This window comes from Type-D symbiont of Plautia stali (assembly GCF_001485335.1).
GTDB lineage: Bacteria > Pseudomonadota > Gammaproteobacteria > Enterobacterales > Enterobacteriaceae > Pantoea > Pantoea vagans_C.
This window is the reverse complement of the sequence record NZ_BBOC01000085.1, coordinates 1-24,003: the sequence shown is the minus strand read 5'-3', so window position 1 is coordinate 24,003 and position 24,003 is coordinate 1. Positions and strand designations below refer to the sequence as shown.

The following is a 24,003-nucleotide window of genomic DNA, read 5'->3' as shown; positions in this document are numbered from 1 at the left end:
TTTATGCGCACCTGGCAACTCTCCGATCGCGCCAGCTCACCACCACAAACGTCACCACAAACATCAGGCTATACAGCACCACAATCGTCGGTCCAGGCGCACTATCGAGGAAGAACGAGGCGTAAACCCCACACACGCCGGTCACAACAGCGATCAACACCGCCAGTAGCATCACCTGCAAAAATCGGCGCGCCAGCAACAACGCAATCGCACCAGGCGCAATCAACATGGCAATCGACAAAATCACCCCCACCGATTTCAGCGCAGCCACAATGGTCAGGGCGATCAAACACAGCAACCCGTAATGCATAAGATTACCGTTAATACCGCAGGCGCGCGCTTGTTGCGGGTCAAACGCATGCAGCAGCAAGTCGCGCCACTTCACGCTTAACAGCACCACCACCAGCAGGGCGATGGCTGCTGTCTGCGCTATATCAGACCAGGCAATGCCGAGCATATCACCGAACAGAATATGATCGAGATGGACTTCGGGTTTCAGCTTCAGATAGAGCACCAGCCCCGCGCCAAACATTCCCGAAAACACAATGCCCATCACGGTATCGGGCTTGATACGACTGTTTTGGCTGATAAATCCCGTGGCCAGAGCGCACAGCATTCCGGCAATAAACGCGCCGATCGCATAGGGCAAACCGATCCACCACGCCAGCACTACACCGGGAAACACCGCGTGACTCATGGCATCACCCAGCAGTGACCAGCCTTTCAGAACCAGAAAAGCCGATAACATGGCGCACGGCAGCGACAACAGCAGGGTAATGATCAGCGCCATGTTCATAAATTCAAACTGGAACGGGCTCAGCAGTATTTCACTCATGACTGTTCAACTCCTGAGCCTGACGTGCACGACGCCGTGCAGCCAGTACGCCGTGTTTAGGTGCGAAGGTAAACGCCACCAGGAACACCAGCGTTTGCGCCACCACAATCACGCCACCGGTGGCGCCGTCGAGAAAATAGCTGCTCCAGGCACCGAGGAAACTGGTGATACTTCCAATCGCTACCGCGATCATTAACAGGCGTGGAAAACGATCCGTGAGCAGGTAGGCGGTGGCACCAGGCGTGACCACCAGACAAATCACCATAAAGGCACCCACCGTCTGTAACGCGGCGACGGTTGAAGCAGCGAGCAGGGTAAAAAACAGAATCTTGAGTGCCGTAGTATTTAAGCCCAGGGATCGCGCGTGGCTCTCATCGAAGAAAGTGACCATCAGGTCTTTCCACTTCAGCAACAATATCGTCAGGGTAATCACGCCAATCGCGCCGAGTTGCCAGATATCGGCGGGCGCGACCGCCAGAATATTGCCCAGCACAATGGTCTGTATGTTGACCGAAGTCGGGTTAAGCGAGACCAAAAACAGACCGATGCCAAAAAAGGAGGAGAAAATCAGCCCGATAATCGCATCTTCTTTCAATCGCGTGCGCTGATTCAGAAACAGCATGCTGCCCGCAGCCAGACCGCCGGAGAGAAAAGCACCGAGCGAGAAGGGCAGGCCCAACATATAAGCCCCCGCCACGCCGGGCACAATCGAGTGCGACAGCGCATCGCCAATCAGCGACCAGCCTTTCAACATCAAAAAACAGGAGAGAAAGGCGCATATCGCTCCGACCAATGCCGCAATCCACATGGCATTGAGCATGTATTGGTAGCCGAAGGGCTCAATAATCCACGACATGGCTGGCCCCGATTTTTTGCAAAAGTGCGGCGTTTCTCTGCTGCAATTCACCATCAAAGGTGCGCGCCAGATTGGCTGGCGTGAAGGTGTCAGCGAGCAGACCGCTGGCCAGCACAGTATTCTTCACCAGCACGCAGCGATCACAGAAATCCGGAATAGCGTTGAGATCGTGGGTGGAGACCAGCATGGTACGGCCTTCATCGCGCAGCTCTTGCAATAGCGTGATGATTGCGGCTTCGGTTTTCACATCCACGCCGGTAAACGGCTCGTCCAGCAGGATGATCTGCCCGCTTTGCGCCAGTGCGCGGGCGAGAAAGACGCGTTTCTTCTGCCCACCGGACAACTCACCGATCTGCCGATGCCGATAATCACTCATGCCCACGCGAGCCAGCGCCTCGTCCACGCTGCGTTTGTCCTCTGCGCGGGGCATACGCAGCATGTTCATGTATCCATAGCGGCCCATCATCACCACATCTTCCACCAGCACCGGGAAACTCCAGTCCACCTCTTCGGCTTGAGGCACATAGGAGACGATGTTGCGCTTCAACGCGGTTTTAGCGGGCATCTCCGCCAGCGTCACATGGCCCGTTGAAAGCGGCACAAAACCCATGATGGCTTTGAACAGCGTGGATTTTCCGGAGCCATTGACGCCAACCAGCGCTGCGATGCTCCCCGCGGGCACGGAGAATGACGCCTGACGTAACGCCGTGTGGCCGTTGCGGTAGGTGACGCTGACATCTTGCACGTTAAGGGTCATTTTTGGCTCCCGGCAGCAATGCCTTTCGCGACGGTGTCCGTGGTGACGCGCAGTAAATCGAGGTAGGTCGGCACCGGGCCGTCGCTGTTGCTAAGGGAATCGACGTACAGCACGCCGCCGTAGTGAATCCCCGCTTCACGTGCCACCTGCTGGGCAGGTTTGGCGGAGATGGTGCTTTCGCTAAAGATGGTGGGGATAGCGTTGGCTTTCACTGCATCGATCACCTTGCGAACCTGCTGCGGTGTGCCTTGCTGATCGGCATTGATTGGCCATAGGTAGAGTTCTTTTAGCCCCAGATCACGCGCCAGGTAGGAAAACGCCCCTTCACTGGTGACTAACCAACGCTGGTTTTCTGGCAGTTGATTAATCGCTGCGCGCATCGGTGCCAGCGTTTGTTGGATTTGCGCTTTATAGCGATCGGCATTGGCCTGATATACAGCGGCATTCGCGGGATCGTATTTTGTAAGGCATCGCGGATGTTATCGACGTAGATCAGTGCATTATCTGGTGACATCCACGCATGCGGATTGGGTTTACCATTGTAGGGGCCCTCAGTGATGCCAAGCGGTTCAATGCCCGCCGTGACGGTCACTTCCGGCACACCTTTCAGGCGTTGATAGAAGCGGTTGAACCACAGTTCGAGGTTAAACCCGTTGACCAGAATGAGGTTCGCGCCCTGCGCACGACGAATATCGCCCGGCGTGGGTTGATACTCATGGATTTCTGCCCCCGGCTTAGTGATAGACGTGACTTCAGCCGCATCTCCCGCCACGTTGCGGGCCATATCGGCAATCACCGTGAAGGTGGTCACCACTTTGAGTTTTTCTGCAGCGAAAGCGGGGGCACTCAGTGCGAGCACGAGCATGGCAACCGATACGACCTTAGTCTTGAACATCGTCATCCCTCAATAAAATATAGCCTGTGCTATACAGTATAGTGAATGCTATGAATGTGAAGCGTTTTTGTTCACATTTTTTCTGTTCACGACAAAAATTTACGCAAGTTGAAATAATGGGCTGGTAAACGGCTTATGCGCTTATACCCTTCATACTTCAAGTCCCCTCATGGGGCCTACTCTTGGTGCAGGTGCGTTGGCTATGTGCATTCACCTCAGTCACTTACTTCAGTAAGCTCCTGTGGATTCATGCACTTGCCGCCTTCCTGAAACTCGAATTATTTTGGGTATAGCTGGAAAGCTTTTGAATTAAAGTTATAAAGGGGAGGGTATTAAATTTAAAAAAGAACACTTCATCCTAATAATGAAGTGTTCTTTTAAGGTTATTAATCGATCGACAAATTATGAATCGCCAGCGCAGCGCGCGCGGCTTCTTTGCCTTTCTTAATAAAGTGCTCGGTGTAGAAGTTTTCCAGCACGTCTACTGGCTGGAAATTATGTGGCGTCAGTGACACAGAGAAGACCGGGACGTTGGTGCTCAATTGCACGTTCATCAGGCCATCCACCACTGCTGCCGCAACGAAGTCGTGGCGATAAATGCCGCCATCAACCACCAGTGCAGCGGCGACGATCGCATCATATTTGCCGGTTTCAGCCAGGCGTTTTGCCAGCAACGGCATTTCAAACGCGCCCGGCACTTCCAGTACTTTTAATTCAGCATCAACGTTCTGTGCTTTTAATTCCTGCTCAAAACCCACCAGCGCATTGTGCACAATCTCTTTATGCCAACCGGCTTTAATAAAGGCAACTCTAATATTTTTCATAATAAACCCAACATCACCTGTAATTTCTTTGCGCATGAAAGTAGCAATAATGCGTTTGTATACCATATGTTACGTTTGTAATCCACATTGCGCGCGTAGCGATAAATGCGTTTCTGGTCTGACGCAATCCGCGCTTGACGCCGACCGGCACCTGCAATACAAATAGACGCGTCGGGGGAGTCTCGCCAAAGAGACTGAGAGGCTAAAAGCGCACTGCGCGGCTTAGCGACCCTTTGAACCTGACCCAGTTGATACTGGCGTAGGAAGACTGACAGCGCACAGGTTGCGTTGTCTGGCGTAGAGGATCGCTCGCGCCCTTTCCCTCCTCCTGTATCTGCGGGTCTCAGCGAAAACTGAGAGGCCGATGTGAATTCCCTTTGTATCCCGGATCGACGGCTGTGAGCCGCTGGACAGTCTTAGGCTGCGGCGTGGCGGGCCTGTGCGTGGCGACCTTGCTGGCTGAGCGTGGTGAAGACGTCGAGGTGTTCGGCGATGAAACGCGCCAACCCGCCTCGTGGTTTGCTGGCGGCATGCTGGCTCCCTGGTGTGAATCTGAAAGTGCGCCGCAGGAGGTGATCACCCTTGGGCAACATTCCGCTGGCTGGTGGCAACAGCGCGTCAGCTGCGTGGTAGAGCAGGGTACGCTGGTGGTGGCTCCGCCGCGTGACAGCCAGGAACTCAACCGCTTTGCGCGCATGACGGAACAACATCAGTGGGTCGTTCCCGCTGAGATTGAACCGATGCTGGAAGGGCGTTTCGCCCGTGGGCTGTACTTTACACGCGAGGCGCATCTCGATCCCCGTCTCGCCCTCACCGAGATGCGCGAAAAGCTGTTGCAGCGCGGCGTGCGTTTTGATGCGCAGCAGTTCAGCGGGCGCGTGATTGATTGCCGTGGGATTCATGCGAAGAGTGAGCTAAGCCACCTGCGCGCCGTGCGGGGTGAGATGGTTATCCTGCACAGTGATGAGGTGCAATTCTCGCGCCCGATCCGTCTGCTGCATCCGCGTTTTCCCTGTTATCTGGTGCCGCGTCGAGACGGCCATTTCATGCTGGGCGCGACCATGGTGGAAAGCGACGATGCCAGTGCGATCAGCGCTCGCGCCATGATGGAGCTGCTCAGCGCTGCCTATGCCATCCATCCTGCATTAGCTGAAGCACGCGTGGTGGAAAGTGCCAGTGGGCTGCGTCCTGCTTATCCGGCCAACCTGCCAGAAATCCGTTATCACAATCACACTTACTATCTTAATGGCCTGTATCGCCATGGTTTTCTGCTGGCACCGATGCTGGCAGAACAGCTGATGCAGCGCATTTTTGGGGAGCAGCACCATGAACATTCTGCTTAATGGCCGAGCGATTAGCACCGAGGCCAGCACGCTTAGCGAATTGCTGATCGAACAGCAAATTGACGCCGCCTGTGTCGCCAGTGCCTTCAACGGCATGTTCGTGCCGAAGAGCCAGTACAGCAGCCAAACGCTGGAAGAGGGCTGTCAGTTAGAGGTGTTGTCACCGATGCAGGGAGGTTGAAGCATGTTTTACGATTTCGCACCGCAGTCACGTTTTCTGTTAGGGACGGCTGGCTATCCCTCTCCCGCTATTTTGCAGCAGGCGATTGCGGCTTCAGGCACTGAAATCATCACCGTGAGTTTGCGGCGTGAAGGCGCAGCTGGGGCGGCATTTCGCGAGCTGCTCACCGATCTGGATGTGCGGGTGCTGCCAAACACGGCGGGCTGTCACACGGTGAAAGAGGCGGTAACCACCGCGCAGATGGCGCGTGAGTTATTTAATACGCCATGGATCAAGCTGGAAGTGATCGGTCATGCGGATACGCTGCAGCCCGATCCGTTCGCGCTGGTGGAAGCCGCGCGCATTCTTTGTGCAGACGGCTTTAAGGTGTTCCCGTATACCACGGAAGATTTGATTGTCGGTGAAAAATTACTGGAAGCGGGCTGTGAGCTGTTGATGCCGTGGGGCGCCCCCATTGGTTCCGGGCAGGGGCTGCGCAATATTGACGGCCTGCGTGCCATGCGCGCGTGGTTCAGCGATATCCCACTGATTATTGATGCGGGTATTGGTGCTCCTTCACAAGCGGCGCAGGCGATGGAAATGGGCTTCGATGGCATTCTGCTCAACACCGCTGTGGCGAAAGCGGGCGATCCGGTGGGCATGGCCAACGGCTTCCGTCTGGCGATTGAGGCGGGGCAGGCAGCGCGTAGTGCCGGTTTGATGGAGAAGCGCGATATGGCAGCGGCCTCTACGCCGATCTTCGGCCTGGCGAATCTGAGCTGAGGAGCTACCATGGAACGCTATCAACGGCAGATGATGTTGCCAGAAATCGGCATCGCAGGGCAGCAGAAACTGGCGGCGGCGCGCGTGCTGGTGGTGGGCGCGGGCGGATTAGCGGCGACGCTGCTGCCGCAGTTGGTGGGAGCCGGGATCGGATATCTTCGCCTGTGCGATGACGATGAAGTGGCGCTGCACAATTTGCATCGTCAGACGCTGTTTACCCAGCAGGATATTGGTTTCAGCAAAGCGGAGCGTGCGCAGCAGGCGTTGCAGCAGCGTAATCCCGAGGTGCAAATCGATGCATTTCGGTATGCGATCACCGCCAGCCATCTGCCGCAAACCCTCACGGATATCGATTTGGTGATCGATGCCGCGGACAACTTCGCGGTGACCTATCCGCTCTCGGATGCCTGTCTACAGAGCAACATCCCACTGATCAGCGCCTCGGTGCTCGGTCGTCAGGGCTATGTCGGTGGTTTCTGCGGCAGTGCGCCGAGTTATCGTGCGCTGTTTCCGCAACTTCCTGCCTCGGCGGCCAACTGTAATACCGCAGGCGTGATGGGACCGGCCGTGGCCACGTTGGGTGCGATGCAAGCGCAGATGGCGCTGAGCGTATTACTGGATCTACATCCTTCACCGCTCGGGTGTGTAGTGAACTGTGATTTCGTTAACTGGCATTTTCGGCAGTTCCGTTTTGACGGAGCAGAGGAGCCGGAACAGGCGGTGCCGTTTATCGATCAACAGCAACTCAGCGCCGCTGACTGTATTGTCGAGTTGCGCGGCCTTGAAGAAGCGCCGGATAGCGTGGCAGCGCATGTTGAACGGATTTTGCCGCAGGGGATCGCAGACTGGCAGCCGCCACAGGATCAGCGCATCGTGCTGGTGTGCGCCAGCGGCATCCGCGCGGCGAAGGCGGCGTCAGACCTGATGCAGCGCGGATTTACCCAGCTCGCCATTTTAGCGGCGCGCCGTCCATGAACGCGCTCAGTTTCAACCAGGTCACCTTTGGCTGGGGAGAAAACCCGCTGTGTGAACGGCTAAACCTGTCACTGCGCGGCGGAAAAACCACGGTGTTTCTCGGGCGCAGCGGTATTGGTAAAAGTACCTTGCTGCGACTGGTGGCGGGCTTGCTGCAACCTGAGCACGGCACTGTTGAGGGAGTATCGGGCAAGGTCGCCTGGATGGGACAGCAGGATCTGCTCTATCCGTGGTTAACGGTGCTGGAAAACGTGATGCTCTCAGCGCGTCTGAACGGTGAAAAGCCCGATCGCGCCCGCGCGTTAGCACTGTTGGAGCAGGTGAAACTCAGCGAGGTGGCCAACGCGCCGCCCAGCCAACTCTCCGGTGGGATGCGGCAGCGCGTGGCACTGGCGCGCACCTTATATGCACAACGCGAAGTGGTGTTGATGGATGAACCCTTCGCCACCCTGGATGTGATGACCAAACTGAGCCTGCAAACCCTCACCGCCACCTTGCTAAAAGGCAAAACGGTGCTGCTGGTGACGCACGATCCGCTCGAAGCCTGCCGCATGGCGGATGACATTGTGCTGCTAAATGGGCAACCGCTAATGACCGAAGCCTGGCCGGTGCCGGGCGGTGAAGCGCCGCGTGCTCTGGATGCCCCTGGTCTGCTGCAGGCGCAGGGCAAACTCTTCTCACGACTGAATCAAGATGAAAAAACTGTATAGCGCGATCTATCTGATCGCGGTGCTGCTGTGCGTCTGGCTGTTAGCGCGGCGCAGCGGCGTACCGGAGTTTCTGCTGCCTTCACCGGTGGCGGTGCTGGAAGCACTGTGGCTGCATCGTCAACTGTTGTGGCATCACGCGATATACACGCTGGCGGAGATTGTGCTGGCGCTGCTGCTCGGCGTAGGGAGCGGGGTGATCCTCGCGGTGTTGATGGCGGGGAGCCAGACACTACGCCGCCTGTTGTTTCCGCTGGTCACCGCCAGCCAGGCGATCCCAGTGTTTGCCTTAGCGCCCTTGCTGGTGCTGTGGCTGGGTTTTGGCATCGCCTCAAAAGTGGTGGTAGCGGCGCTGATCGTGTTTTTTCCGCTCTGCTTATCCCTGTTCGATGGGCTGTGCCGTACGCCATCTGGCTGGCTGGAGCTGGCAAACACCCTGAACAGCTCCCGCGTGAAGGTGTTCTGGCATGTGCGCTGGCCCGCTGCACTGCCGCAATTTTTTTCCGGGTTGCAGATGGCGGTGGTTTTAGCGCCGATAGGCGTGGTGATTGGCGAGTGGGTCGGAGCCAGCGAAGGGTTGGGTTATCTGATGATGCAATCCAACGCACGACTGGAAACCGCCACCAGCTTTGCTGCTCTGCTGCTGTTACTGATTCTGGCGCTGCTGCTCTCCGGCAGCGTGGCATTGATTCGTAAAAAACGCCTCTGGCACTCAATATAAGGATGCACTTTGAACACCCTACGTACTGCAATCACCGCACTGCTGTTGCTGGCCACCAGCGCACACGCTGAAGAGAAAGTTCGCCTACTGCTCGATTGGTTTGTGAACCCCAATCATGCCGCGATTTTTGCCGCGCAATACAGCGGCGCTTTCAAGAAAGAAGGGCTGGATGTGGAGATGATCGCGCCCGCAGATTCGGCCTCTGTGCCGCTGCTGCTGGCGGCGGGCAAAGCCGATCTGGCGATTAGCTATCAGCCCCAGCTATACACGCTGGTGGAGAAGGACGTGCCGGTTATCCGCGTGGGTACGCTGATTGGTCAGCCGCTGAATACCTTAACCACCGTCTCCAGCGATATTCACTCACTGAAGGATCTCGCCGGTAAAACCCTCGGCTATGCCGTGCCCGGTTCGGAAGATGTGGCCATCCGTAATATGCTGAAGTCTCAGGGGGTGGATGTCGATTCCGTCAAGCTCATCAGTCTTAACATGGATTCCACCTCAGCGCTGCTGACGCATAAAATCGACGGCGCGATGACCATTTTCCGTAACTACGAGTTGATAGACCTGAAAGATAAAGGCGCGAAGCCGGTGGTGTTCAAGCCGGAAGACTACGGCGTGCCGGCTTATGATGAGCTGATCATCCTGGCAAACAACAACAGTGCCGCGCATGATAAACGCATTCCAGCGTTTTTACGCGGGTTAGATGCCGGTGTGGTATGGCTGCGAGCGCATCCAGAAGAGGCGTGGAAAGCCTTTATCAAGCAGTATCCGGAATTGAATACCAGGCTGAATCATCAGGCTTGGGAAGCAACGTTGCCGCTGTTTGCCGCGCACAGCGCGAGCTTTGATCAAGCGCGATATACCGCGTTTGGCGATTACATGAAGGCTAACGGGTTGATTAAGGCCGTGGCACCGATGACGCGCTATTCGCTGGAGCAGTAACTAAAGGCGGGCAAAATTATGATGCTTGCCAGTTAAGCGCTTTTCGGTCGCCATAAATGGCAACCCTACGACGATCGTACGCGGTTTTCGTAGGGTGCGCATTTATGCGCACCAGCACAGATACCCATTGTTTTACTTAAGAGATCGGCATTAGTCCCGAGTGCCGATTCTTTTGAGCATTAAACACTTGCTACCACACTATTTTTTGATAATGATATCCATTCTCAATTATAAAGTGATGGACAACCTGATGCGTCTGCCTGTTCTGGCACTCCTTTTTTTCTCTACCCTGATGACTCAAACCATGGCCGCCGAAACCAGTACAGGTTGGCCGCGCACGCTTGAAACACCTCAAGGCCCGCTTACCTTGCAACAGCCTCCACGGCGAATTGTCTCTACCAGCGTCACGCTGAGCGGAACGTTGCTGGCGATCAATGCGCCGCTCATCGGCTCGGGGGCCACCAGTCGTAACAGCAGCGTATCTGATGCGCAGGGCTTTTTTACCCAATGGAGTGAGGTGGCACGCGCACGGCATGTGAAGCCGCTGTATGTCTCGCAGCCCAATGCCGAAGCGATTGCCGCTGAAGCGCCCGATCTGATTGTGATTGCAGCCACCGGCGGTGATTCGGCGCTGAAACTCTACGATCAGCTGCGCACTATCGCGCCGGTTTTGGTGGTCGATTATGGTGATAAGAGCTGGCAGGCGCTGGCGTTACAGTTGGGTAGCATTACCGGTCACGAAGCAGATGCGAAAAAGGTTATCGCACAGTTCGATCAACGCGTTGACGCCGTTCGCAGTGCAATCACACTGCCGCCGCAGCCAACATCCGCGATTGTCTATTACGAAGATGGACGTGGCATGAACCTGTGGACACCTGCGTCGGCGCAGGGCATGTTACTGAAAGAACTAGGTTTTACGCTGGCTGCACCGCCAGAAAGTTTGCAGGGCAGCACCAGCATGGGTAAACGCAACGATATCATCCAGCTTAACGGTGAAACCATGGCCGATGGCATCACGGGTAATACGCTGCTGCTGTTTGCGGCGGATGATAAAACCGTGCCGCAGGTCGCGAAGAATCCGTTCCTCGCTCATTTACCTGCGGTTCAGCAGCACGCTATTTATGCCATGGGCAACAATACTTTCCGTCTCGATTACTACAGCGCCAGCAATATGCTCAGCAGCATCGAACGGCAATTCGTGCACTAAGCAGCAGCTTGCGTGTGACTATGCTCACCATTGTCTAGTTTGGCCGTGCGCAAACCGCGTGCGGCCAAGGCCACCAACATCAATAAACCGGCTGCCACACCGCCAAACCACAATACGCTGCTCAGTGGTGCCAGGCTGCGGGCCAACGCACCTAAACCCAGCGCGCCAACGGAATCTCCGGTTACGTCCTGTGCGGTGCCTAAACTGTTCACCCGTCCCAACAAGGCGTCCGGTGTGTGATGCTGGATCAGGATGAACTGCAACAGCGATGCGATGGCATTGCTGTAGCCGTAACACACCAACATCACTAACGCGGCTGCGAGATGATGTATCAGACCGAGCGCGGCAATGGAGCCAAATGCCAGTAGGGCACTGGCAATTAGCACCACGCCTGGACGCGATAATTGCCGCACCCAACCGCTGGTAAAGGCGCCAATCATCGCGCCAAGCGGGACGGCTGAATACATCAGTCCTAACGCCGAGGCATCCAGTTGCCACGTCAGGGCCAGCGCCGGGAACAGCACGCGAACGGCACCGATCATGCTGAGTAGCAAGCCCACCAGTACCACCGTGCCGACGACGGGATGACGACAGACGAACTGGATACCGCTCGCCAGCGCGCGCAGGGGATGTTCGGGTTCTTGTTGTTCAGGTTGCAGGGCGGGGAGGCGAACTAAGGGAATGAGCGTCGCCAGCGTACCTATCGCGGCAACGGCAAATGCCCAGCCGACGCCCGCGGCGACAATGATCATGCCACCCAGCGCCGGAGACAGGATGGCACCAAGACGCACCGTCAACATGCTGAGCGCACCGGCTTCCGCCAGATGCTCCCGACCAACAATCAGCGGAATGACCGCCATCAGCGCGGTCATGCCCAGCGCACCAAAGAAACCATCCCAGAAGGCGAGGAAGTAAAGCGCCCACAAAGAAGGGCTGGGGCTGAACGCGTTCAGGCTGAGCAGCACAAAACCAACCCCGCAGGTGCCACGTGCAAACAGGATTAATTTGCGGCGGTCATAGCGGTCCGCCAGTACGCCGCCCAGCAACAGACCGATAAACATGCCGATGCCATCCAGCATCACCGCCACGCCGACCTGCAAGGTCGAACCGGTCATGGCCTGGATTTGCACCGGTACGCCCACTGCCAGCATGCCGAGTGCGAACACCGATAACATGCGGGCGCAGAAGATGGCGCGGAACGCGGCGTTTTTTTTCAGCAAGCTGAAGTCGAGAAAAATCGAGGGTTTAGCCATAGAAATCCACAGTCTGATTATTGTTGATGCATTAGCGGGCGGCTTAAAGGCCGCCACCGGGTACGATCTGTATGTAGGGGCGCACCTTGGTGCGCCCGCGGGCCGGCCTGAAGGCCGCCCCTACGACGGCAGCGCCAGCAGCCGGTTGATCAGCGGGCCCAGTGCTTTCAGCGATGCGGCAGACAAGATGTCCGCGTGCTCGCAGTCCAGCGGCCAGATCTCCAGCTCGGAAACAAACGGCGCCCAGCTTGCCGCAACGTCCATGCCAGGAGGCACCGTTCTCTCCGCCATAAACAGCGTGGCTTTACCGGCATAGCGCGGCGTCCGCGCCTCAGCCAGACGGGCAACGGCATCTTTGTAGTTGGCAACGATGGTGTTGAACATCGCGGCTTTCTCCTCGCGTAACAGCGCATCGCGTTCATCTTCCGTGGCCGCCATAAACTCCGCCTGCTCGCGTGCCACTTCCTGCTCCGCTTCGTCGGCTTCTGGCGTGCGCCAGTCCTGACCCTCGGCGGGGTAGGTATCCAGCAGGCCCAAGAACGCGACGCTTTCGCCATGCGCTTGCAAACGTGCTGCAATACCTTGCGCCAGCGTGCCGCCCAGCGAGTAGCCCAACAGGTAATAAGGTCCGTGCGGCTGTTGCTGTCGGATAGTCGTAAGATGGTGTTCGCACATTGCATCGACGCTGTCGCAGGCGGTAATCACCCCATCAGGTCGTGGCGATTGCAGCCCAACAATCGGGAAATCACCGTCGAGATAGTGCAGCAACGCACTGTACTGCCAGGCGAAGCCCGAAGCCGGATGAATGCAGAACAGCGTTGGCCCTTGCCCTGCGCGCAGCGGCAGCAGTTCCCCGTTGCCACCGGTGTCGCTGACCGTACCTGCCAGCAACGCGGCCAGTTTCTCCACGCTGCGTGCCGCGATCACCTGTCCGACACTGATCGGCTGTGGCAAACGACGACGCAATTCAGCGACCAGTCGCATCGCCAGCAGTGAGTGGCCGCCCAGCGCGAAGAAGTCATCTTTTGCGTATACCTGTTCGCAACCCAATAACTGCTGGAAAAGTTCAGCCAGCAAGCGCTCATTCTCGCTTTGCGGTAAACGCCCGCTGCGCGCGCTGAGTTGCGGCATCGGCAACGCTTTGCGGTCTAATTTTCCGTTGGCGCTGAGTGGCAGCTCGTCGATGACCTGATAATTTACCGGTTGCATATGTGCAGGCAATCGCGCAGCGAGTTGCTGTGTAACCTGCGCAATATCCAGAGTGATACCCGCATCCGCCACCAGCCAGGCGAGCAGTTGCCGGTTATCGACGCCTGCTGCCGTTTGTTGCGTCAGGGCCCGTGCGGCAACCACGGCTTGCGCCACACCGGGGATTGCCACCAGCGCCTGTTCAATCTCGCCAGGTTCGATACGCTGACCGCGCATTTTGAGCTGATCGTCACTGCGTCCCAGATACTCCACCGCGCCGTCATCACGCCAGCAGGCAATATCACCGGTGCGATACATGCGTTCGCCCTCGGCAAACGGCGCAGCAATAAAGCGCTGGGCGGTGAGGTCAGCGCGATGCAGATAGCCATCGGCCAGTTGCACGCCGCTGAGATAGAGATCCCCGGGCACGCCCACCGGAACCGGACGCAGCAGGCTATCGAGGATGTGCAACTGAGTGTTCCATACCGGACGCCCAATCGGCACGCCGGGTCCACTCAATCCCTCTAACGCACTGCCGCTGGCGGGCTGCCAGGTCACGTCAACGGCGGCCTCAGTCGGTCCGTAGAGGTTGTGCAGAGGAGCGGCAATCAATTGCTGATAGCTGCGCGCCAGATCGCAGGCGAGCGCTTCACCGCTGCAAAATACACGGCGCAGGGTGGCGCAAGCCTGGTCAGTCTGGCTGGCAATGTGGCTGACAAAAGCCGCCAGCATGGAAGGGACAAAGTGCAGAGTGGTGACCTGATAATCGTCGATCAACTGCCACAGCGCCTGCGGATCGCGGTGCGCTTCCGGCGGGGCCATCATCAGCTGTGCACCGGTCATCAGTGGCCAGAAGAACTCCCACACCGAGACATCAAAACTGCACGGGGTTTTCTGCAACACCACGTCGTCACTGCGCAGCGGATAGCTGGCTTGCATCCAGCGCAGGCGGTTGATGATGGCGCGTTGGTTGACCACCACACCTTTCGGCCTGCCGGTGGAACCGGAGGTGTAAAGCACGTAGGCCGGGCGATGGGCATCTGGCTTCGGTTGGGCATGACGCGCGATAAGCTGCTCACTCGCCAGGCCATCGAACATCATTAGCGTACCAAAGGTGGCGAAACGGCTTTCCAGCGCAGATTCAGTGATCACCACCCACGGACGTGCATCTTCAACCATGTAGGACAGTCGTTCATCGGGATAACCAATGTCGAGTGGCAGCCATGCGGCACCCGCCTGCAAGATGGCGGTGAGGGCAATGCTGAGGCGCACGGAACGCGGCAGCGCCACGGCAACGATATCGCCCGGCATCACGCCCGCTTCAATTAAGCGATCGGCCAACAGGCTGGCCTGGCGCTGCATTTCACGATAGCTCAGTTGATGTTCGACATCACACAGCGCCAGCGCATCCGGTGTGCGGGCGGCCTGCTGTGCAATTGCCTGTTGCAGGGTTTCATTTTCCAACTGAACCCCAGTGTTGTTGACCCATTGCAGCAAGGACTGTTCGGCAAGGGTTTGCAGCTTCCACTGTGCCAGCGGGAGATCGGGCGTGGTGACCAACTGTTGCAACAACAGCAGTAAGCGTTCCGCCAGCCGTTCGGCATCGGATACGCAGTCGCGATACTCCAGCAGCAGCGTGAGCTGATCACCGGGCAACACCAGCAGCGTCAGGGGGTAATGCGTGTATCCCCGGTTGTGAATGCTTTCGCAGCGCACGCGGGCATTGGCATCGAACAAACCAAGGTTGTCGGGGTAGTTTTCCACCACCAGCAGGGTGTCAAATAGCGTGCCTTGTCCCGCCAGCTGTTGGATTTCCGCCAGACCGAGGCAGTCTTGCTCAATCAGCTGGATTTGCTGCGATTGGTGCTCTGCCAGCTGTTCCAGCAGCGGTCGCTGGTGATCGAAACGCACCCGCACCGGCAGCGTATTGCTGAACAGCCCCACATGCTCATCAATGCCATCGATTTGCCCGAAACGACCGGAAACCGGCGCACCAAACACCACATCCTGTTGACCGCTGGCAATCGACAGCATCATGCCCCACACGCCTTGCATCAGCGTATTGAGCGTTAGCCCACGAGTGCGGCACAGGGCGTGCAGTTCGCGTTCCAGCGCGCTATCCAGCAACAGGCGTTTTTCATGCACCGGACTGTCTGAGGCGTTGGGATAGATCAAGGTCGGGCGCACATCGCGCAGGCAATCCTGCCACTGCTTGCGCGCCTCTTGCTCATTACGCTGGCTGAGTTGGCGCACGATATCCGCGTAGTGGGTGCGATGCGCTGGCAGAGGTTGTTGACACAGTGCGCACAGCAGATCGTTGAGGATCACCGGAGTTGACCAGCCATCAACCACCAGATGATGGGCATTGAGCAGCAGCGTCCAGCGTTCTTCATGGCGATGGGCAATCAGCGTCGCCTGTAGCATCACCGGCTGATGAAACAGATCCTGTGCCAGCATTTGCCGTTCAGCCTGCTCGATATCGTCGGTGTCGAGCACCGTAAGCGGCCAGGTGAGTTCACCCTCTGGCAGCAACTGCAGCGGTTGCAGGCAGATTTCGCTGTCAAAGCGGGCGGCCAACTGCGGGTGGCGCAGCAGGACCTGGTTCAGTGCTCGTTGCACGCGCTCGGCAGAGAGATCGCCACTCAGTGTCAGACGTGTCAATGAGTTGTAACTGCCAGCGGATGAAGTGGTTTGTGCATGGAACAGCAAGCCTTTCTGCAACGGCAGCAGCGGCAGTGCGTGGCTAAAAGCACCGTGCTGCGCGTGCAGTTGTTGCAATGCCTGGTCATCCACGCCCACCAGATTGATGTCGGCTGCCACTTGCGTATTAGCCGCTTGCAGCGGCTGCTGCTCGGCGAAGTGACTCAACTGCATAGCACCCTTTGCCATAGCCTGATGCAGTTGCTGAATCTGATCGGCATGCAACACGCCGTCGGCCCAGCTCCAGTTGAGAGCCAACTGCTGCTCATCGACAAATACGTTGAGTTCCAGTGCATGTTGCAATGGCAGTGAGGCATCCTGAATCACCGCAAAGCTATCGCGGAACTGCTGTGCGGTGCGCTGTGGTTGCCAGTTTCCGTTTCCTTGCGTGAATCGGCCTAAGAAGTTAAATAACACCTGCGGTGCATGATCTGCGGCCAGTTTCGCCAGAGTGACCCCACGATGTGCATCAAGCCAGCGAAGCTGACCATAACCGATTCCCCGGTCGGGCACCGATCGCAGAGCGGCTTTCACCGCGCGCACGCTTTCGTTTAAGGGCGCGGCGGCGGGCAGCGCAATCAGCAGCGGGAACTCTGCGGTTAACCAACCCACAGTGCGAGCCAGATCCTGATGATCGTGCAACTCTGCGCGACCATGTGATTCCAGCGTCAGTCGTTGCGCTGCGCTGCCGTTCATCTGACGTAACGCCAGTGACAGCAGCGTCAGCAGCAGCTCTTCGCTGGTGGCGCGGTACTGCTGCGGCAGCGTGTTGAGCAGGGCGTGAGCGGTTTTCGCATCCAGCAACGTGCGCTGATGCAACGCACGATCGGTGGGGGCTAAGGCGCGCTCACCCAAAACAGGCAGTGGCGGGGTCAGCATGTTTTGCCAGAAGGGTAGCTCGCTGGCGCGCGCGGAAAGATTGGCAAGCAGAGTGGCTGACCAGTCATGCAGCGATGTCTCTTCTGGCGGCAACGCGATGGGCGCACCGCTTAACAGCGCATCACCGGCCTGCTGTAATTCATCCAGCAGCACGCGCCAGGAAACGCCATCCACCACCAGATGGTGCAACGTCAACACCAGACCACAACTGGCACCACCCTGCTGCAGTAACGTGGCCTGCAACACGGTCCCTGCGGCGGGATCGAGGCGCGCAGCATCACCGTTAAAAGCCCGTTCGGCGGCAATGTCGCGCTCTTCGACTTCAATAGCGCGGCAGCGAGCAGGGCGCGTCGGCAGCCATTCCCCCACCACTAACTGCTCATCGCGGGTAAAGGCGTTAAGCGCCGGATGCGCTGTCGCCAACTGTTCGATCAGCTGTTCTAGCTGAGAGAGTTGCAGCTGGGCGGGCACGGACAGCAGCACACCATGGGCAAAGCGCGCGTTGATGCCAGCCTGCGCATTGAACCAGTGCAGGATGGGCAGACCACCCACCGCGCCTTGCTGCGCAACGCGCGCCTGCTGGTTGTGCTGCGACAGCGGCTGTAACCCTGCAGCCATGCGCGCGGCCGTGCGTTCTGCGAAGATTTCTCGTGGACGCAGCAAATAACCGGCGCGGCGCGCGGCCGTGCTCAATCCCATCGCGGAGATACTGTCACCACCGAGTGCAAAGAAGTCATCCTCTGCGCCGACGCTCTCCAGCCCCAATAACCCGGCTATCGCCTGACAAATCAGGGCTTCCTGCGGCGTGCTGGCGGCGCGGCTGATGGCGGTTTGCGCCTGTTGCGGTTTAGGCAGCGCCTGGCGATCGATCTTACCATTGACGTTAAGTGGCAGATCTTCCAGTACCATTAGCACGGCTGGCACCATGTAATCGGGCAGTTGCGAGGCGAGTTGTGCCAGCAAGCGGGTGCTCAGTTGAGCGTCAGCTCGCAGTGCCTCATCCTGCACCGAGCAGTAGCCGATCAGGCGATGTGTAGCACCGATGCTTTCGGCGATCACCACCGCTGTGCTGACTTCAGGCAAAGCGACCAGGGCGTTTTCAACTTCACCCAACTCCACGCGGAAACCGCGCACTTTGATCTGGTGGTCGACACGGCCAATAAACGCCAGCTGTCCGTCCTGGCGCCAGCGCATTAAATCACCGCTGCGATACATCACTTCGCCGTTGAGGAAGGGATTAGCCACAAAGCGTCCGCTGGTGAGGTCGGGACGACGCAAATAGCCGCGTGCGATACCGGTTCCGGCAATATATAGCTCGCCCACGCAGCCCACCGGCACCTGGCGCAGTTGGCTGTCGAGCAAGTAGACTTGGGTGTTGCCTACCGGACGGCCAATCATCGGTTGCTGTGCGGCCAGGACGCTGGCACCCAAGGTATCAATGGTGTATTCAGAAGGTCCGTAATAGTTGTGGATCTCCATCTGGTGCTGGTTCTGCATTAGCTTCCACAGCGTTGGCGTGGCCGCTTCCCCCCCAATCATCACAAACGAGGGACGATGGTTTTCAACATCCATCAGGCCGCTGTCGATCATCTGTGAGAAGAACGATGGGGTGATGTCCAACAGATCGACCGGCACGGCGTTCATCTGTTGAATCAGTCCCCATGCATCGCGGCGCAGCTCTTCGTCAAAGATATTGAGTTCGCACCCCATCAACATGCAGAACAGCGGCTCCCAGGAGGAGTCAAATGAGAACGACGCGGTGTGGCCTGCCCGCATACGGCGCGGGCTGGTGGCATGGAAGCGATCAATCGCCGGGCCAAACAGATGCTCGCGATGGGATAAGAACAGATTGAGCAGACCCTGATGGGTGCTCATCACCCCTTTTGGACGGCCGGTGGAGCCTGAGGTGTAGATCATGTAGGCGAGGTCATCGCCACACAGTTGCGTTGCAGGGCGCTCAACCGATTGGTTGGCGAGTTCCGCATCCAGCGCATCAATACAGAGATGTGGCAGCGTCGGCATCTGTGACAATGTCACGGAGTGCGTGAGCAGCAGAGCGGGTTGGGCATCTTCACACATCAGTGCCAGGCGTTCACGTGGATAGTCGAGATCCAGTGGCATATAAGCCGCACCGCTTGCCAGCACCCCGAAGATGGCGACCAGCGAATCGACCGAGCGAGGGATGCCTATCGCCACCACGTCATCGGCACCCAAGCCACGCGCAATCAGCAGGTGTGCCAGTTGCATGGCCCTGTCGCGCAACTGGCGATAGCTCAGGCTGTGCTCACCACACACCACTGCAGCGAGTTCGCCGCTCTGCGCGGCACGCGCCAGCAGTATATCGATAATCGTGGTGACGCCGTCAGGCGGCGTTATCACGGGACCGGTAGACCAGCGCTGGATATCGGCCTGTTCATCTGGCGCAATCAACGAGAGTTCGACCAGCGTGATGCCAGGCTGCGCAGCGAACTGCGCAATCAGATGACGGATACGATCGGCGTGACGCTGTAACGCAATCGCGTCATAGCGTAATGGATTAGCCACCAGCGTCAGTTGTAGCGCGCCATCGCGGAAACCCACCTCAAATTCGATATCATCCACCGGTCCCATTGCCAGCGTATGGGTTGTCGCCGCAATACCATCAAACTGCAGGTCATCATGATAGACCTTGACGTTGATCACCGGTCCGTACAGGTGCTGACTGCTGCCGACTAACCCCAAATCACGGCGCAGTTGTTCCGCTTCATAGCGCTGATGGCGACGCGCTTTGCGGATTTCGCCCTGTACCTGCTGCACCAGTGCGGCGAGGTCGGTGGTGTCAGACAGTTCAAAGATCAGCGGCAGCACGTTCACCACCGGGCCAAGCGCGGTAATTGCAGCTGACCCCATGCGGCGCATAAACGGGAAACCAATCGACAGGCGTGGGCTGACACTGATCCGGGCCAGATAAGCCACTAACACGGCGCTCACCACATCGCCTTCACTGCATTCGTACAGGGCGGGCTGCTGGCGTAACGTGGCTAAATGCGGTAGCGTCACCTGGCAACTAATAGGACGATCACCGGGATTGTCGGTGCTCTCATTTGAGAGTGTGATGCTGGTCGGCAGATCGGCGGTATAGCTTTGCCAGTGGCTGGCTGAACGTTGAAACGCCGCTGAGTCCTGCCATTGCTGGTACTCCTCAATCACGCCAGTAAAGGGCGTAAAGGGTGAGGGTGCAGGCGATTCTCCGCGACACAGTGCGGCATAGATAGCCGCGACACGCTGTGCCAGGGCTTCAAAACTGAAGCCGTCAACCTGTAGATGGTGGTAGCGCTGATACCACCACCAACTGCCATCACCGATGCGCATCAAGACATGACGGTAGAGCGGTTTTTCGCCGTCGGCGGGTAAATCCGCACTCACATCGGCCTGCATCAGTTTGTGTGCCTGGCTGCTGGCATCAGCGCGTTGGCTGAAATCATGCCACTCGGGGATGATCTCCGTTGAAGCGGTAAACCACTGTGCAGGGTCGCCATTTTCATCCAGACCAAAGCGGGCCTGCACGGTATCGGCTTCCATCATGGTTTGTCGGATCGCGCTGTCGAGGGCCGCGCGGTTGATGGCGCCGTGCAACACACTGTAGTGCGCCACTGTGAATTGATTGCGCTGCTGCGCAATAGTGTCAGCGATCCAGATGCCGGGCTGCGCCGCCACCAAGGGGTACGCTGTTGAATGCGTGATTAACGATGCCAAAGGACAGTTCCTGTCTTAAAAAATCAAAAAAAGAAAATAAGAAAAATTAGTGCGCGGTGGATGACGTCTGCTGCGTCGTGGGCCGCATATCCAGCCAGTGTGTTTCTACGTATTCGATGGCGGCGGATCGTGCCAATGGCCCGGTGACGCAGCACCAGCCTGCTGGAACGGGCGCAAAGGCGGGCCACAGGCTGTATTGCTGGCGGTCATTCAACAGCACGAGGAAATCCAGGGCATCGTTATCAAACGGATTTTGTTGTTCAGACATGGTGTTCACCTTCAGAGGTTGCATCAGAGGAAAGAAAATCGGCCAGTAACCAACGGCAGCCATCGATGAGGCCACCGCGCCAGCACAGCGCATCGTGTCCACCGGCATAGCGGCGGAAAGAGAGGGTATGTCCAGCCGCTTCCAGCGCCGGACGAATTTGTTGATTGACGTAAAGCATGTCTGCCTCACGGTCACCCACTTCCTGAAAAATTGTCAGCTTACCGCCGGGAAGTTGGTTGTTTTGCAGGCGTTGCAGCAGGAGTCCAGGCGCGTGCTGCTCGCGATTGGCATAATCGCGGATGTATTGCAGATGCGGCCACCAGAACGATCCTGATTGCGTCAGCACGCGACCAAAACGCTGTGGCCAGTGCAGGCCGGCGTACAGCGCCGCTAATCCGCCATAACTTTGCCCTGCGACAACGGTGCGGTTGCCCTCATTGCTGAAGGTGGCATGGTGGCGAGCCAGTGGCAGCAATTCCTGTTGCATGGCTTGCCAGAAAGTTTCATTGCACGGCAGTTCCACTTCGCGATGCTGGCTATCAATCACATCAATGAATAACCAGCAGGCAGGCGGCAGTTCACCCGCCGCCGTGACCTGGTCGAGAGCGCTGAAAATGGGCTGGCCATAGACCCAGTTTTGACCATCCAGCAGGATCACCAACGGGCGTTGCTCTGCCTCGTCACTGTGTCCAGTGGTGTAAAGCCAGACATTGCGCGTGACGTTGAGCAGGGCACTGTGCCACTGCAGCGTTTGCAGAGAATCCGGCCAGGTGTCGGCTAAACCGGCATCCAGTAACTGCCAGGCGGACTGGTCTGGCGCATCTGGCATCTGCGCGTTGCTCAGGGCAAAACGGCGGCTGCTGAGAAAGGGCGGTGAAGCATTAAGGATGTCAGGGATCGCCAGCGGCATCAGCGAAATCCACCACTTACGCTGCAACACGCGACAGGTTTCATCATCGCCGCAAAACAGCGGTGGCAGATGGTCATCACCCGCGGGGATCAAACTGTAGCTGCCGCGCCAGTCGGATTCGATGGCGGTAGACCAGTGCCAGACATTGCTATCGCCGATGCGCGCCAGGGATTCGGGCATCTGGCTGTGGTGATCGGTGACGCCATTTATATCGATATAAACACGCCGGGTAGACGATAATGCGGAATGCCCCTGAGGATCGCGCCAAAAAAATGCATGGTCGTCGCACCGGTTTCATCACGCTCAATAACCGGTGTACCCGCTGTCCGAACCTTGTCCCACCAGCTATCCTGGCCCAAGTGGGACTGTTGCAACCAAGTGGCAACTGTCCCTGTCAGGAACCATTTTCCCGCCATTTCTTCTGCGTCAGATCGAAACATCCTGAAATCCATCTCCACATTTTCTTCAAAGACTTTACATTAACAAACGTAATGCAAATGCTATTGATAACGATTTACATTTGCAATATGATTTTTCGCGGCCAATAAACCTCCTGGATTTCAGTAAGTTATTTTGTGAAGTGCGTCACGGGGGGATTTAGGGCCGATATTTTCTTATGACAGTAATATTTCAATTCGTTACGGCATGTTCACGTGCACGAGCCTGGCTGGACGAATTATTTCATCGACAAGGTAGTTTGAAATAGAGATGGCAACTATGTCCGTAAAAGCAAGAAAATCAGCAATACCTCCTGTGGCACTTCCGTTTAGACTTTCGCGGCTTCACTTATCGCTGGCCTCAATTCTGTTAGTGGCGCCTGCTTTTAACAGTCTGGCGGCAGAAGAGACGATTACCGTTAATGCAGAAGCACGTGAGAGCGTCACCTCTCCCATGCAGGGTTATGTGGCGAAGGAGAGCAGTGCAGGGACCAAAACCTCCACGCCACTGCGTAAAACGCCGCAATCGATCTCGGTGATTACCCGTGAGCAAATGGACGACCAGGCCGCTGCCTCAGTGGCTGATGCATTGAGCTACACCAGCGGTGTGCTGACCAACTATCGCGGTAATTCCAACCGTAACGATGAGATCATCGCGCGCGGCTTTCGCTATGCACCCAAATTCCTCGATGGCTTAAGCTACGGCTTGTCTGGGCAGGCAGGGGCAGCTGGGCAGATCGATCCCTGGTTGCTGGAACGTGTGGAGATGATTCACGGCCCGGCTTCCGTGCTGTATGGCCAGGTTAATCCCGGCGGTGTGATTGCCATGACCAGCAAACGTCCTACCGCGCAGAGCATCCACAAAGTGCAACTCAGCACCGGGAATCAGCATCTGGGCGAGGCGGCGTTTGATTTCGGTGGCAAGCTGAATGATGACAACACGCTGTTTTATCGACTCAATGGTATCGCCAGCACCAAGCATGAGTTCGTGAAAGATAACAAGCAGCAGCGTATGGCGATTGCCCCAGCATTGACGTGGTTGCCGAATGCTGACACCAGCTTCACGCTGTTAACCATGTACCAGAATGAGCCAAAAGCGGGCTATCGTAATTTCCTCCCAGCCAACGGCACGCTGTTCAACACCAGCGCGGGATACATTCCTTACGACTTCAACGTGAGCGATCCGAGCTTTAATGAAGCGAAGCGTGAGCAGACGTCAGTCGGCTATATTTTCGAACATAACTTCAACGATAACATCAGCTTCACGCAGAACCTGCGTTACAGCAACATGGACGAGTCGTACAAATATCTGGTCTACACCTGGGACGTGGATGGCAGCGATCACCAGATCAACCGTCGTCCGCAGCATGACAAGATCAAGTCCAAGGAATTGGGCATCGATAACCAGGTCAAAGCCACCTTTGATACCGGCAGCATTGCGCACACGGTGCTGGGCGGGCTGGATTACAAATGGAGCGATGTGGATAACAAGCTGTGGCGTGACAGCGGCGATCATACAAGAAAACCGATGATTTAATCGATACCGCTGCCTCTACCCTTGACGATGCGAAACGCAAAGATCTCTATTTCCAGGCACAGAAACAGATCAGCGCATTAGCGCCGCAGGT

The 24,003-nt window shown here is 57.2% G+C and carries 17 protein-coding genes, 2 pseudogenes and 1 riboswitch; of the genes and pseudogenes, 9 read left to right on the top strand and 10 right to left on the bottom strand.

The annotated features are described in order from the left end of the window. Position 1 precedes the first annotated feature (1 nt). The 5 genes and pseudogenes from PSSD_RS21310 to PSSD_RS21290 form a co-directional block, all read right to left on the bottom strand. The gene (locus PSSD_RS21310) at positions 2-835 is read right to left on the bottom strand and encodes a metal ABC transporter permease (RefSeq protein ID WP_058973606.1); all 834 of its coding nucleotides are present in this window, start codon (positions 833-835) and stop codon (positions 2-4) included. Then, positions 828-1,691 (bottom strand): iron/manganese ABC transporter permease subunit SitC, encoded by an 864-nt coding sequence (gene sitC, locus PSSD_RS21305; RefSeq protein ID WP_058973605.1) that lies wholly within the window; start codon positions 1,689-1,691, stop codon positions 828-830. The genes PSSD_RS21310 and sitC overlap by 8 nt, the downstream gene beginning before the upstream one ends. After that, on the bottom strand, positions 1,675-2,448 hold the full coding sequence (locus PSSD_RS21300; protein ID WP_058973604.1) for a manganese/iron ABC transporter ATP-binding protein: 774 nt from the start codon (positions 2,446-2,448) through the stop codon (positions 1,675-1,677). The genes sitC and PSSD_RS21300 overlap by 17 nt, the downstream gene beginning before the upstream one ends. Further along, positions 2,445-3,343: pseudogene (locus tag PSSD_RS21295) on the bottom strand (metal ABC transporter substrate-binding protein). Before PSSD_RS21295 ends, PSSD_RS21300 begins: the two are co-directional and overlap by 4 nt. A gap of 386 nt (positions 3,344-3,729) precedes the next feature. Next, the gene (locus PSSD_RS21290) at positions 3,730-4,167 is read right to left on the bottom strand and encodes a 6,7-dimethyl-8-ribityllumazine synthase (RefSeq protein WP_039332631.1); all 438 of its coding nucleotides are present in this window, start codon (positions 4,165-4,167) and stop codon (positions 3,730-3,732) included. Positions 4,168-4,330: 163 nt separating this feature from the next. Continuing rightward, positions 4,331-4,450, top strand: a riboswitch (TPP riboswitch). A 115-nt stretch (positions 4,451-4,565) separates the two neighbouring features. Here PSSD_RS21290 and PSSD_RS21285 point away from each other — a divergent pair. The 8 genes from PSSD_RS21285 (at position 4,566) to fepB (ending at position 11,005) form a co-directional block, all read left to right on the top strand. Next, the gene (locus PSSD_RS21285) at positions 4,566-5,510 is read left to right on the top strand and encodes an FAD-dependent oxidoreductase (protein ID WP_058973603.1); all 945 of its coding nucleotides are present in this window, start codon (positions 4,566-4,568) and stop codon (positions 5,508-5,510) included. Beyond that, on the top strand, positions 5,494-5,691 hold the full coding sequence (gene thiS, locus PSSD_RS21280; RefSeq protein WP_058973602.1) for a sulfur carrier protein ThiS: 198 nt from the start codon (positions 5,494-5,496) through the stop codon (positions 5,689-5,691). Before PSSD_RS21285 ends, thiS begins: the two co-directional genes overlap by 17 nt. Before the next feature lie 3 nt (positions 5,692-5,694). Then, complete coding sequence (locus tag PSSD_RS21275; RefSeq protein WP_039332535.1) at positions 5,695-6,453, top strand: thiazole synthase; 759 nt, start codon at positions 5,695-5,697, stop codon at positions 6,451-6,453. A 9-nt stretch (positions 6,454-6,462) separates the two neighbouring features. Further along, positions 6,463-7,428, top strand: coding sequence for a HesA/MoeB/ThiF family protein (locus tag PSSD_RS21270; protein WP_058973601.1), 966 nt, complete (start codon positions 6,463-6,465; stop codon positions 7,426-7,428). Further along, positions 7,425-8,138, top strand: a complete 714-nt coding sequence (locus tag PSSD_RS21265; protein ID WP_058973600.1) for an ABC transporter ATP-binding protein — start codon at positions 7,425-7,427, stop codon at positions 8,136-8,138. Before PSSD_RS21270 ends, PSSD_RS21265 begins: the two co-directional genes overlap by 4 nt. Then, positions 8,122-8,856, top strand: a complete 735-nt coding sequence (locus tag PSSD_RS21260; protein ID WP_058973599.1) for an ABC transporter permease — start codon at positions 8,122-8,124, stop codon at positions 8,854-8,856. The genes PSSD_RS21265 and PSSD_RS21260 overlap by 17 nt, the downstream gene beginning before the upstream one ends. 9 nt (positions 8,857-8,865) lie before the next feature. Beyond that, the gene (locus PSSD_RS21255; protein WP_058973598.1) at positions 8,866-9,798 is read left to right on the top strand and encodes an ABC transporter substrate-binding protein; all 933 of its coding nucleotides are present in this window, start codon (positions 8,866-8,868) and stop codon (positions 9,796-9,798) included. Positions 9,799-10,048: 250 nt separating this feature from the next. After that, positions 10,049-11,005 carry a Fe2+-enterobactin ABC transporter substrate-binding protein gene (gene fepB / locus PSSD_RS21250; RefSeq protein ID WP_167347691.1) on the top strand — a complete coding sequence of 319 codons (957 nt, stop codon included), beginning with the start codon at positions 10,049-10,051 and terminating at the stop codon, positions 11,003-11,005. Here the strand turns inward: fepB and entS are convergent. The 5 genes from entS to PSSD_RS28470 all read right to left on the bottom strand — a co-directional run bounded on the left by entS (position 11,002) and on the right by PSSD_RS28470 (position 22,378). Continuing rightward, positions 11,002-12,258 (bottom strand): enterobactin transporter EntS, encoded by a 1,257-nt coding sequence (gene entS / locus PSSD_RS21245; protein ID WP_058973596.1) that lies wholly within the window; start codon positions 12,256-12,258, stop codon positions 11,002-11,004. The genes fepB and entS overlap by 4 nt on opposite strands. Positions 12,259-12,378: 120 nt before the next feature. Beyond that, positions 12,379-20,760, bottom strand: a complete 8,382-nt coding sequence (locus PSSD_RS21240) for a non-ribosomal peptide synthetase (RefSeq protein WP_058973595.1) — start codon at positions 20,758-20,760, stop codon at positions 12,379-12,381. A 46-nt stretch (positions 20,761-20,806) separates the two neighbouring features. Beyond that, on the bottom strand, positions 20,807-21,028 hold the full coding sequence (locus PSSD_RS21235; protein ID WP_058973594.1) for an MbtH family protein: 222 nt from the start codon (positions 21,026-21,028) through the stop codon (positions 20,807-20,809). After that, a complete protein-coding gene (gene fes, locus PSSD_RS21230; protein ID WP_369404308.1) occupies positions 21,021-22,154 on the bottom strand; it encodes an enterochelin esterase in 1,134 nt (377 codons plus the stop codon). Before fes ends, PSSD_RS21235 begins: the two co-directional genes overlap by 8 nt. Next, on the bottom strand, positions 22,145-22,378 hold the full coding sequence (locus PSSD_RS28470; RefSeq protein ID WP_369404303.1) for a hypothetical protein: 234 nt from the start codon (positions 22,376-22,378) through the stop codon (positions 22,145-22,147). Before PSSD_RS28470 ends, fes begins: the two co-directional genes overlap by 10 nt. A 277-nt stretch (positions 22,379-22,655) precedes the next feature. Here PSSD_RS28470 and PSSD_RS21225 point away from each other — a divergent pair. Beyond that, a pseudogene (locus PSSD_RS21225) lies at positions 22,656-23,888 on the top strand (TonB-dependent receptor plug domain-containing protein); the annotation flags it as partial. Positions 23,889-24,003 lie beyond the last annotated feature (115 nt).

Coding starts and splice junctions, on each gene's coding strand:
- PSSD_RS21275 (WP_039332535.1), top strand. CDS start 5,695: ATGTTTTACGATTTCGCACCGCAGTCACGTTTTCTGTTAGGGACGGCT.
- sitC (WP_058973605.1), bottom strand. CDS start 1,691: ATGTCGTGGATTATTGAGCCCTTCGGCTACCAATACATGCTCAATGCC.
- entS (WP_058973596.1), bottom strand. CDS start 12,258: ATGGCTAAACCCTCGATTTTTCTCGACTTCAGCTTGCTGAAAAAAAAC.
- PSSD_RS28470 (WP_369404303.1), bottom strand. CDS start 22,378: ATGTTTCGATCTGACGCAGAAGAAATGGCGGGAAAATGGTTCCTGACA.
- PSSD_RS21270 (WP_058973601.1), top strand. CDS start 6,463: ATGGAACGCTATCAACGGCAGATGATGTTGCCAGAAATCGGCATCGCA.
- PSSD_RS21265 (WP_058973600.1), top strand. CDS start 7,425: ATGAACGCGCTCAGTTTCAACCAGGTCACCTTTGGCTGGGGAGAAAAC.
- PSSD_RS21290 (WP_039332631.1), bottom strand. CDS start 4,167: ATGAAAAATATTAGAGTTGCCTTTATTAAAGCCGGTTGGCATAAAGAG.
- thiS (WP_058973602.1), top strand. CDS start 5,494: ATGAACATTCTGCTTAATGGCCGAGCGATTAGCACCGAGGCCAGCACG.
- PSSD_RS21310 (WP_058973606.1), bottom strand. CDS start 835: ATGAGTGAAATACTGCTGAGCCCGTTCCAGTTTGAATTTATGAACATG.
- PSSD_RS21235 (WP_058973594.1), bottom strand. CDS start 21,028: ATGTCTGAACAACAAAATCCGTTTGATAACGATGCCCTGGATTTCCTC.
- fepB (WP_167347691.1), top strand. CDS start 10,049: ATGCGTCTGCCTGTTCTGGCACTCCTTTTTTTCTCTACCCTGATGACT.
- PSSD_RS21300 (WP_058973604.1), bottom strand. CDS start 2,448: ATGACCCTTAACGTGCAAGATGTCAGCGTCACCTACCGCAACGGCCAC.
- PSSD_RS21260 (WP_058973599.1), top strand. CDS start 8,122: ATGAAAAAACTGTATAGCGCGATCTATCTGATCGCGGTGCTGCTGTGC.